Here is an 8,722-nt window from a genome sequence, read left to right as displayed (position 1 = left end):
ACCTCGACGCGACCGATGGTCTTCATCCGCTTCTTGCCCTCCTTCTGCTTCTCCAGCAGCTTGCGCTTCCGGCTGATGTCACCGCCGTAGCACTTGGCGAGGACGTCCTTGCGGATCGCGCGGATCGTTTCGCGGGCGATGATCCGGGAGCCGATCGCCGCCTGGATCGGCACCTCGAACTGCTGGCGCGGGATCAGCTCGCGCAGCTTCGTGGCCATCTTCGTGCCGTAGCCGTAGGCGCCGTCGCGGTGCACGATCGCGCTGAAGGCGTCCACCGGCTCGCCCTGCAGCAGGATGTCGACCTTGACCAGGTTCGACGACTGCATGCCCGATTCCTCGTAGTCCATCGAGGCGTAGCCGCGGGTGCGGGACTTGAGCTGGTCGAAGAAGTCGAACACGATCTCCGCCAGCGGCAGCGTGTAGCGCAGCTCGACGCGGGTCTCCGACAGGTAGTCCATGCCGGACAGCGCACCGCGGCGGCTCTGGCACAGCTCCATGATCGTGCCCACGAACTCCGACGGGGCGATGATGGTGCACTTCGCGACCGGCTCGAAGACGTCCTTGATCTTGCCCTCCGGCCAGTCGGAGGGGTTGGTGACGGTCAGCTCGGTGCCGTCCTCCATCTCCACCTCGTAGACGACGTTCGGCGCGGTGGAGATCAGGCTCAGGTTGAACTCGCGCTCCAGCCGGTCGCGGGTGATCTCCAGGTGCAGCAGCCCCAGGAACCCGCAGCGGAAGCCGAAGCCCAGCGCGCCGGAGGTCTCCGGCTCGTAGGTCAGCGCGGCGTCGTTGAGCTGCAGCTTGTCCAGCGCCTCGCGCAGCAGCGGGTAGTCGGTGCCGTCCATCGGGTAGAGCCCGGAATACACCATCGGCTTGGGCTCGCGGTAGCCGCTCAGCGGCTTCTCGGCGCCCTTGCGCTCGGCGGTGATCGTGTCACCGACCTTGGACTGCCGGACGTCCTTCACACCGGTGATCAGGTAGCCGACCTCACCGACGCCGAGACCTGCGGAGGGCTTGGGCTCCGGCGAGATGATGCCGACTTCCAGCAGCTCGTGGGTGGCGCCGGTGGACATCATCCGGATCCGCTGCCGCGGGGTGATCTTGCCGTCCACCACCCGGATGTAGGTGACCACGCCGCGGTAGGTGTCGTAGACCGAGTCGAAGATCATCGCGCGCGGCGGGGCGTCGGCATCGCCCTGCGGCTGCGGGATCTGCTGCACGACCGCGTCCAGCACCGCCTCGACGCCCTCGCCGGTCTTGGCCGACACGCGCAGCACGTCCTCCGGCTCGCAGCCGATGATGTGCGCCAGCTCCGCGGCGTACTTGTCGGGCTCAGCGGCCGGCAGGTCGATCTTGTTGAGCACCGGGATGATCTGCAGCTCGTGCTCCATCGCCAGGTACAGGTTGGCGAGGGTCTGCGCCTCGATGCCCTGCGCGGCGTCGACCAGCAGGATCGCGCCTTCGCACGCGGCCAGCGACCGGCTGACCTCGTACGTGAAGTCGACGTGACCGGGGGTGTCGATCATGTGCAGCACGTGGTCGACGCCGTCGGTGTTCCACGGCAGGCGCACGTTCTGCGCCTTGATCGTGATGCCGCGCTCCCGCTCGATGTCCATCCGGTCGAGGTACTGGGCCCGGTACGCGCGTTCTCCCAGCACGCCGGTCAGCTGCAGCATGCGGTCGGCCAGCGTCGACTTGCCGTGGTCGATGTGCGCGATGATGCAGAAGTTCCGGATCCGCTCCGGGGGCGTGAACGTGGTGTCGGCGTAACTGCTCACTCAGTGTTCCTCGCGGATGTCGACTGGTGCGGGATTCACCCCATCGTCCCATGACACGCCAAGTGCTCGATGCCCAACTCCGGGTCATCCCCGGCACGACCACCGCCGGCACGGCGTTGAGCTGCCCGGATGCGCGGTTTCGCCCGGTTCGCCCCAGATCGTGCTTTCGGTCACCGGCTGCTTCGCCGGTGCCGGGCCCGCGCCGCCCGATGGCTACCGTTGACGCCCGGCAACACCGCCGGACATCAACTTTGGAGGACCGTCAGATGTCGTTGGGCTTGACCCTGCCCAAGGCCGAGCTGCACCTGCACATCGAGGGCACCATGGAGCCGGAGCTGGTGTTCAGCCTGGCCCGGCGCAACGGCGTGGCGCTGCCCTTCGAGACCGTGGACGACCTGCGCCGCCGGTACGTCTTCGACGACCTGCAGTCCTTCCTCGACCTCTACTACTTGGCGATGGCGGTGCTGCGCACGGCGCAGGACTTCACCGACCTCACCGACGCCTACCTGGCGAAGGCCCGCGAGCAGGGCGTGCGCCACGCGGAGATCTTCTTCGACCCGCAGGCCCACGTCTCGCGCGGCGTGCCGCTGTCGGAGGTGGTGTCCGGGCTGACCGAGTCGCTGCGCAACAGCAAGGAGCGCTTCGGCATCTCCACCCGGCTCATCGCGTGCTTCCTGCGCGACAAGGGACCGCAGGAGGCGCTGGAGACCTGGGAGACGCTGCAGCCGCACCTCGAGCAGATCGACGGCATCGGCCTGGACTCCGCCGAGGTCGGCCACCCGCCGCAGCTGTTCGAGCCGGTGTTCACCCGCGCCCGCGACGCCGGCCTGCACGTGGTCGCGCACGCCGGCGAGGAAGGGCCGGCGGACTACGTCTGGCAGGCCATCGACGTGCTCGGCGTGGAGCGCGTGGACCACGGCATCCGGTCGGTGGAGGACGGCGCGCTGCTCAAGCGCCTGGCCGACGACCGCACGCCGCTGACGGTGTGCCCGCTGTCGAACGTCCGCCTGCGCTGCGTGCCGGAGCTGTCCCAGCACCCGCTGCCGCGACTGCTCGACGCCGGGGTGCTGGTGACGATCAACTCCGACGACCCGTCCTACTTCGGCGGCTACGTCGGCGAGAACTTCGTCGCACTGCAGGAAGCCCTCGACCTCGACGACTCGGTGCTGCGCCAGTTCGCCGCCGACTCGTTCCGCGCGTCCTTCCTCCCCGAGGAGGAGCGCGCCGCGCTGATCGCCGAGATCAAGTGAAGAAGGCGCCCGTCTCCGTCTCCCGGAGGCGGGCGCCTTCAGAGGTTTCGCACGTCCACGCGCAGCGGGTGGTCCGACGGGATTTCCACCAGCACGATCCGCATGCCGTCCGGGTCGGCGATCCACGCCTCGTCCAAGCCCCAGGGCTGCCGCGCGGGCTCGGCCAGCACGGTGACGCCGTGCTCGCGCAGCTGCTCGAACTCGGCGCGGACATCGCGCACCTGGATCCAGAGCACCTGGTCCGGGCTCGGTCCCGGCCCACCGCTGCCGGACACCTCCAGCAGCCCCTGGCCGAGGAAGAACACCGTGCCACCGGGGAACTCCCGAGCGATCGCCAACCCGAGCACGTCCCGGTAGAACCGCACGGCCCGATCCCAGTCCCGAGGCCGGAGGATCAACCGGCTGGCCAAGACATCCATGCCCCGTTTCTACCGGCCGGGACGAAGCCCTGCCGATTCAGCTCGCCCGACGATCGCGAAGCGCCGGATCTGATGTCTTCGCGCTACTGGAGGATCTGCACTCCAGAGCCGCCCGCAACGCGGTGTTCCGCGCGGGTGTGACCGCCAGGGACCGCCGGCTGTGCGGATCCGGTGTGCGCGGGGGGTGCTGCTGGGCTGAGCGGTTAGGCGATGCCGAGGAGGACTACCCCGGTGAGGACTACGACGGCGCCTGCCATGCGGCGGCCTGGTTGGGCTTCGCCCAGGAGGCGCCAGGCCAGCAGGCCTGCGATGACGATGCTCAGCTCCCTGGCGGGGGCGACCAGGCTGACCGGGGCGAGCTGCATCGCGAACAGGACCAGGATGTAGGCCAGCGGCGAGAGCAGTGCCACCGCGAGCACCGAGGCCCGGTGCTCGCGCCAGATCTCGGCGACCTGGGAGCGGCGGCGGGCGGCGTACGGGGAGAGCAGGATCGAGCGGGCGAAATTGTTCGCCCAGTCGTACAGCAGCGGGGACAGCGCCAGGCCCGTCACCGCGTAGGCGTCCCACACCGTGTAGACCGCGATCAGCGAACCGGTCAGGACGCCGAATCCGACCCCGGCCAGGCTCGCGCCGGAGCGCGGTAAGCCGTCGGACAGACCGATCACGACCACCCCGGCGATGACCAGCAACCCACCAGCCGCGCCGAGCCAGCCGGGGCGTTCACCCAGCACCAGGATCGCGATCACCATCGCCAGCATCGGTCCGGTCCCCCTGGCCAGGGGGTACACCACCGACATGTCACCGACCGCGTAACCGCGCTGCAGCAGCAGGAAGTAGGCCAGGTGCACCACGGCGCTGACCAGCACGCCCAGCACCAAGTTGCCCCACGGCGGCGCGCCGCTCCAGATCAGCACACCGGCGGCGACCGGCAAGTACAGGACGGTCGAGCAGGCCGCGGTCAGCCACACGAACCCGGCGCCTGCCGATCCCGCGCGCTTGGCGAAGAAGTTCCAGCCCGCGTGCGCGAACGCAGCGGCGACTACGAGCAGGACGGCGAACAGACCCACGGAACCCTCTCCGTGCCGCGCGGGCGCGCAGCATCCGGGTTCCTCCAGGCTTTTGTCCCGTCAGATGTGCGATCGCTCCCGTTCCGCGATCGTCGGTGCCGCTCGGACCTGACCTCCACGCCCCTGGTTGTGGTGTCGCGGCGGAGCGGGAGCGGAACCCTAGGCACAACCAGCGGTCATGCTACGCCGCGCAGGAGCTGGGGTTGAACGATGTTGTGGCGTGCGGCACGCCTGTTCGCGCGAGTGGCTCTTGCGAACACCCGCGGGTCTCAAACCCCGGCGGCCAGCTTCCAGCCGAGGCTGATCACCAGGCCGACGACCACCGTGAGGAAGACCCGGCGCACGAAACCGGATCCGCGCCGGGCGGCCAGCACCGCGCCGAGGACGCTGCCCGCGACGTTGCTCAGCGCCATCAGGATTCCCAGCCCCCACAGCACCTTGCCCGCAGGGATGAAGAAGATCAGGGCGCCGACGTTGGTCGCGACGTTGACGACCTTCGCGGTGGCCGAAGCCGTGAGGAACGCGAAACCGACCAGTCCGACCAGCAGGAACACCAGGAACGATCCGGTGCCCGGACCGGCGATGCCGTCCCAGAAACCGATCACCGCGCCGCCCGCGAGCATCACCAGCAGCTGCACGCGGCGCTCGAAGCGCGGCGCGTCCACCGAACCGAGATCGGGCTTGCGCCAGGTGTAGAGGCCCACCGCGACCAGGGCGGCGAGCACGATGATGTTGAGGACGTGCGAGGGCAGCGCGTTGGCCAGCATCGCGCCGCCCAGCGAGCCCAGCAGTGCCACCAGCGCCATCGACAGCGCGGCGCGCCAGTCGATCGGGGTGCGCTTGGCGTAGGTGCGGGCAGCCGCGGTGGTGCCGGCGATCGCCGCGACCTTGTTGGTGGCCAGCGAGTAGATCACCTCGCCACCGGGCATGAGCAGCAGCATCGCGGGCAGCTGGATCAGGCCGCCACCGCCGACGATCGCGTCGACCGCTCCGGCGAGGAACGCGGCTGCGCAGAGGAAGAGCAGACCGGCGAGCGAGAGATCGGCGAAACCAGGCCAATTCAGGGCATCCAGCACGAGGATCGACCTTATGGTCTGGTGAGGCGAGTTCCGAGGCTATGTGATCGCTCTCGCCCCGGCCGACATCTGCCCAGGTCGCGGCTGTTAACATGGTCGACCGTGCCGTGCGGCGTTCCGCCGTGGAGGAAACCTGCCCCCGGGCAGGGCCGATGAAGCGCGGCACGATCGATTCGACAGACGAGAAAGAGGCGAACAGTGGCCAACATCAAGTCCCAGATGAAGCGGATCAAGACCAACGAGAAGAACCGGCAGCGCAACAAGGCCGTGAAGTCCTCGCTGAAGACCGCGATCCGCAAGTTCCGCGAGGCCGCTGCCGCCGGCGACAAGGACAAGGCCATCGAGCTGCAGCGTGCCGCCAGCCGCGAGCTGGACAAGGCCACCAGCAAGGGCGTCCTGCACCGCAACCAGGCTGCGAACAAGAAGTCCGCCCTGGCGAAGCGCGTCAACGAGCTCTGACCTTCGGTTCGGCTGAGGCCCCTTTCCACGCGGGAAGGGGCCTTTTGCTTTCCTGCAGCCGGTTTTCACCACGGTTCGGGTAGCTTCAGCGCCCGGTCGGACCGCAGGTACTCCTGCGTCAGCTCACGCGCGCTGGTTTCGGAGTTCGACGAGGCGCAGGACTGTCCGTTCCAGGGCGTAGGTGGGGTCTGCGGCCATGCCCTTGACCCCGGCGTTGACCTCGGCGACCGCTTGGAGAGCGGCGGCGAGGCTCTTGGGGTTCCAGCCCCTGGACTGGGCCTGCGCCTTCTTGACCTTCCAGGCGGGCATGCCGAGTTCGCCGGCCAGGCGGAACGGGTCGTTCCGGCCGCCGGCTGCGGCGACGCGGCCGATGGTGCGGACCGAGTCCGCCAGCGCGTCGGCGATCAGCACGTGCGGAACACCGAGCTGCACCGCCCAGCGCAGGGCCTCCAGCGCTGCTGCCCGGTCCCCCGTCACGGCCTTCTCCGCGACCGCGAAGCCGGTGACCTCGGCACGGCCCCGGTGGTAGCGGCGCACCGCGGTTTCGTCGACCTTCCCGCCGGTGTCGGCGACCAGCTGGGTCGCCGCCGCGGAGAGCTCTCGCAGGTCCGAGCCCACGGTTTCGATCAGCGCCGACACCGCGGCCGCATCGGCCTTTCCACCAGCGCGGCGGATCTCGTCGCGGACGAACGCCTCCCGCTCCGCCGGCTTGGTGATCTTGTTGCACTCGGTGACGCGCGCGCCCAGCTTCTTCAGCGCGTTGGGCAGTTCCTTGGCGTACTTGGACCGCCCACCACCGGTGTGCACGATCACCATCGTCACACCGTCTACGGGCTGTTTGGCGTGGGCGAGCAGGGCTTCGGCGATCTCCTTGCCCGCGTCCTGCGCGGACTCCACCGCCAGCACCCGTCCCTCCGCGAACAGCGACGGGCTGAGCATTTCGGCCAGCTCCGGGACGGTGAGCTCGCTCACCTTCACCCGGCGCAGCTCGGCCTCCGGATCCGCCGCTCGAGCCGCCCCGACCGCGGCCCACAGTGCGCGTTCCACCAGCAGTTCTTCGTCGCCGAGAATCAGGTGCAGCGGATCGTTGACCACGGCCGGTGAGCTCATGCCCGCATCGTCCCACGCACCCGCGACGATCCCGCCATCTGGATCGGCCTGGCCAGATCCGCGTGGGATCCATTAGCGTGGCCGCCACAACCGAATAGCTCATCCAGAGGGGCAGAGGGAACGGCCCTGTGAAGCCCCGGCAACCGTTCGTCCGGCGAATCGTGTCTTCTTCCGCGAGGTCACCGGCGAAAGCGGTGCCAATTCCGACCCGTCCGCGGGATAGATGAGGAGAGGACCTCGCGATGACTGCTGCCGTCCGCGCCCAGAACGGGACCAAGAACTTCGACCTGGGCAACGCCGTCGAACTGGTGTCCAAGGAAGAAGGACATCGGCAGCCGCTGGCCCCCGAGTTCGTTTCGCTCGAAGATTTCTCCCCCCTGGAAGTCGCCTACGACTTCCCGCGACTGCGCCGCGAGGACATCGAAGCCGGCCCCCGGTCGATCTGGCGGTACAAGCAGCTGCTGCCGGTGCCCTCCAACGTCGAGGAGCACCCGAACACCGACCCCGGCTGTACCCGCCTGATCCGGGCCGACAACCTCGCGAAGGCGTTGGGCGTCAAGCGGATCTGGATCAAGGACGACACCGGCAACCCCACCCACTCGTTCAAGGACCGCGTGGTCGCGGTCGCGCTGGCCGCCGCCCGCGAGTTCGGCTTCAAGGTGCTGGCCTGCCCGTCGACCGGCAACCTGGCCAACGCGGTGGCCGCAGCAGCCGCCCGCGCCGGCTGGGACTCGGTCGTGCTGGTGCCCAAGACCCTCGAGCGCGCCAAGATCCTGATGAGCGCGGTCTACGACGGCTCGCTGCTCGCCGTCGACGGCAACTACGACGACGTCAACCGCCTGGCCACCGAGCTGGCCGGTGAGCACGAGGACTGGGCGTTCGTCAACGTCAACGTCCGGCCCTACTACTCGGAGGGCTCCAAGACGCTGGCCTTCGAGGTCGCCGAGCAGCTCGGTTGGCGCATCCCCGAGCAGATCGTGGTGCCGATCGCCTCCGGCTCGCAGCTGACCAAGGTCTACAAGGGCTTCAACGAGCTCGGCGAGACCGGCCTGGTGGAGCCGAGCCCGGTGCGGATCTTCGGCGCGCAGGCCTCCGGCTGCTCCCCGGTGTCCTCCGCGTACAAGAACGGGCTGGACGTGGTGCAGCCGGTGCGCCCGGACACCATCGCCCGCTCGCTGGCCATCGGCGCGCCCGCCGACGGCCCGTACGTGCTGGACATCGTCCGCAAGACCAACGGCGCCATCGAGGACGTCACCGACGACGAGGTGCGCGCGGGCATCCGCCTGCTGGCCCGCACCGAGGGCATCTTCGCCGAGACCGCCGGTGGGGTCACCGTGGCCACCGCGAAGAAGCTGATCGAGAACGGCAAGATCGACCCGGACGCCGAGACGGTCCTGCTGATCACGGGTGACGGCCTGAAGACCCTGGACGCGGTCCAGGACGAGATCGGCCCGAAGGCCACCGTCGCGCCGACCACCGAGGCCGTCAACCAGGCTCTGGGGCTCTAACCCTCGTCCCGGAAAGTGCGCGGTGCCGCTGGGATTCCGGCGGCACCGCGTTCTC

At 69.1% G+C, this 8,722-nt stretch carries 8 protein-coding genes and 1 riboswitch; of the genes, 3 read left to right on the top strand and 5 right to left on the bottom strand.

Annotated elements, in window-relative coordinates; all coding sequences use genetic code 11:
• The coding region (gene lepA / locus ABTZ89_RS07640; RefSeq protein ID WP_351041457.1) for a translation elongation factor 4 at positions 1-1,778 on the bottom strand (1,778 nt) is incomplete at its 3' end.
• A gap of 266 nt (positions 1,779-2,044) precedes the next feature.
• Here lepA and ABTZ89_RS07635 point away from each other — a divergent pair.
• Positions 2,045-3,028, top strand: a complete 984-nt coding sequence (locus tag ABTZ89_RS07635) for an adenosine deaminase (protein ID WP_351041454.1) — start codon at positions 2,045-2,047, stop codon at positions 3,026-3,028.
• A gap of 38 nt (positions 3,029-3,066) precedes the next feature.
• On the opposite strand, the gene ABTZ89_RS07630 is transcribed toward ABTZ89_RS07635, so the two are convergent.
• From ABTZ89_RS07630 to ABTZ89_RS07620, 3 genes are all read right to left on the bottom strand, one after another.
• A complete protein-coding gene (locus ABTZ89_RS07630; RefSeq protein WP_270952413.1) occupies positions 3,067-3,447 on the bottom strand; it encodes a VOC family protein in 381 nt (126 codons plus the stop codon).
• 203 nt (positions 3,448-3,650) lie between these two features.
• Positions 3,651-4,514: an EamA family transporter gene (locus tag ABTZ89_RS07625; RefSeq protein WP_351041449.1), complete on the bottom strand. Its 864-nt coding sequence runs from the start codon at positions 4,512-4,514 to the stop codon at positions 3,651-3,653.
• Between the two features lie 269 nt (positions 4,515-4,783).
• Positions 4,784-5,590, bottom strand: coding sequence for a TSUP family transporter (locus ABTZ89_RS07620; protein ID WP_270952415.1), 807 nt, complete (start codon positions 5,588-5,590; stop codon positions 4,784-4,786).
• Between the two features lie 198 nt (positions 5,591-5,788).
• On the opposite strand from ABTZ89_RS07620, the gene rpsT reads away from it, so the two are divergent.
• Complete coding sequence (gene rpsT, locus ABTZ89_RS07615; protein WP_270952416.1) at positions 5,789-6,049, top strand: 30S ribosomal protein S20; 261 nt, start codon at positions 5,789-5,791, stop codon at positions 6,047-6,049.
• Positions 6,050-6,172: 123 nt separating this feature from the next.
• On the opposite strand, the gene holA is transcribed toward rpsT, so the two are convergent.
• A complete protein-coding gene (gene holA, locus ABTZ89_RS07610) occupies positions 6,173-7,159 on the bottom strand; it encodes a DNA polymerase III subunit delta (RefSeq protein WP_270952417.1) in 987 nt (328 codons plus the stop codon).
• 96 nt (positions 7,160-7,255) lie between these two features.
• Positions 7,256-7,389, top strand: a riboswitch (SAM riboswitch).
• A gap of 12 nt (positions 7,390-7,401) precedes the next feature.
• Between holA and thrC the strand changes: the two genes are divergently transcribed.
• Positions 7,402-8,667, top strand: a complete 1,266-nt coding sequence (gene thrC, locus ABTZ89_RS07605; RefSeq protein WP_270952418.1) for a threonine synthase — start codon at positions 7,402-7,404, stop codon at positions 8,665-8,667.
• Positions 8,668-8,722: the final 55 nt, after the last annotated feature.

This window comes from Saccharopolyspora sp. NPDC002686, from assembly GCF_040295745.1.
GTDB lineage: Bacteria > Actinomycetota > Actinomycetes > Mycobacteriales > Pseudonocardiaceae > Saccharopolyspora > Saccharopolyspora oryzae.
The sequence above is the reverse complement of the archived record's forward strand: the minus strand, read 5'-3'. Positions and strand labels throughout refer to the sequence as shown.

What these genes read in the sequence shown, in the direction of transcription:
- ABTZ89_RS07635 (WP_351041454.1), top strand. Translation starts at nt 2,045, where the DNA reads ATGTCGTTGGGCTTGACCCTGCCCAAGGCCGAGCTGCACCTGCACATC.
- ABTZ89_RS07630 (WP_270952413.1), bottom strand. Translation starts at nt 3,447, where the DNA reads ATGGATGTCTTGGCCAGCCGGTTGATCCTCCGGCCTCGGGACTGGGAT.
- holA (WP_270952417.1), bottom strand. Translation starts at nt 7,159, where the DNA reads ATGAGCTCACCGGCCGTGGTCAACGATCCGCTGCACCTGATTCTCGGC.
- thrC (WP_270952418.1), top strand. Translation starts at nt 7,402, where the DNA reads ATGACTGCTGCCGTCCGCGCCCAGAACGGGACCAAGAACTTCGACCTG.